1 protein-coding gene is annotated in these 1,241 nt (G+C 53.0%); it reads right to left on the bottom strand.

Annotated elements, in window-relative coordinates; all coding sequences use genetic code 11:
- Nucleotides 1-22: 22 nt before the first annotated feature.
- Entirely contained in the window at nt 23-1,141 is a 1,119-nt protein-coding gene (locus INT21_RS16815) for an ISAs1 family transposase (RefSeq protein WP_193085497.1), read from the bottom strand.
- Nucleotides 1,142-1,241: the final 100 nt, after the last annotated feature.

The raw sequence follows: 1,241 nt of genomic DNA on the forward strand, positions 1-1,241 counted from the left end.
CAGGGAAAACGCATGAAAACTTTCATACCGCGAGAACGGTTGCCAAGTAGCTTTCATCCAGCGCCGCTTTCTTCTGTTTACGCCGGATACCACCTTTAAAAGATTTTTCCCCTTTTAGATAATTCAGCGCGATATGGCGCACTCTCGCGAGGTTTTCTGCCGCCTGACCACGGTGGATTTTGCAGGCATCTTCACGAAGCGCTACATCCAGGGACCAGTGTAGTTTATTCTCGACGAACCAATGCTGGCGGGCCGCTTCAGCGAGCTTTTTGGCACTTAAATCAGCGGAACTGATGTAGTAACGAATCGTGGGCACGGCAGGCACCTGGCCCTCTTCCTGACGGAAAGACATGACGACACCGACCGTCTTTAATCTAGGCCACTCGTAGCTAAGCTCCTGAAATTCCGGCGTGAATTCACTGACGATGTGATAGCGGGTTTCTTGACGTCCCCGGCTTTTCTCATCCGTGACATAGGCATCACCGTCAAAGTTGACCACCCGAGGCATGGGGAATGCGGTTTCAAAGGCATCGACAAGCTTGGGCTGATTATCCTTGACCGAAAGCAGGTAATCCGCGCCTTTCTGGAGAATGCTCGTCGCAATTTTTTTCTGACATCCCATCGCATCAATGGTCACCAGACACCCTTGCAGATTCAGGAGCTTGAGCAGCTCAGGAATCGCCGTTATCTCATTGGACTTTTCCGCTGTCTTGACCTGACCCAGCACCACCCCATTCGCCGCGCTGAAGGCACTGACCATATGAATGGCACCTTTGCCCTTGCCGCGACAATACGAGCCGCGCAGCGTCTTGCCATCAATGGCCACCACCGCGCCATCAGTGACGTCATGGCAGGCTTTCATCCACTCGGCAAATGCGGTTTGGAGCTGCTCGGCATTTACCAGCGCCATCACCCTGGCCAAGGTGTCATGGCTGGGCGGACCCGCCTCAAAATCACCGTATTGACGCAAAAAATCCAGCTTTGCGTGGCCAAAATCCTCGATCTCGTCCCATCCTTCCGCACCACAGATCACCGCGCAGACAGTCAGAAACAGGATATCCGACAGCTGATGCTGCACTTTCCAGGCTTGGCGGAAGTCGGGAACGATCGATAAATGGTGCATAAGAGAGGGTGTCAGCATGAGTCATCCATGAGCAAAAACTGCTAGATGACCACATTAGCTCCTACTGGTAAAGCGCTACAAAACCCGTCGTAGCGCGGTTTTTCATGCGTTTTCCCTG

It is taken from the genome of Halomonas sp. 3F2F (assembly GCF_014897805.1).
Classification (GTDB): domain Bacteria; phylum Pseudomonadota; class Gammaproteobacteria; order Pseudomonadales; family Halomonadaceae; genus Vreelandella.

What these genes read in the sequence shown, in the direction of transcription:
- INT21_RS16815 (WP_193085497.1), bottom strand. Translation starts at nt 1,141, where the DNA reads ATGCTGACACCCTCTCTTATGCACCATTTATCGATCGTTCCCGACTTC.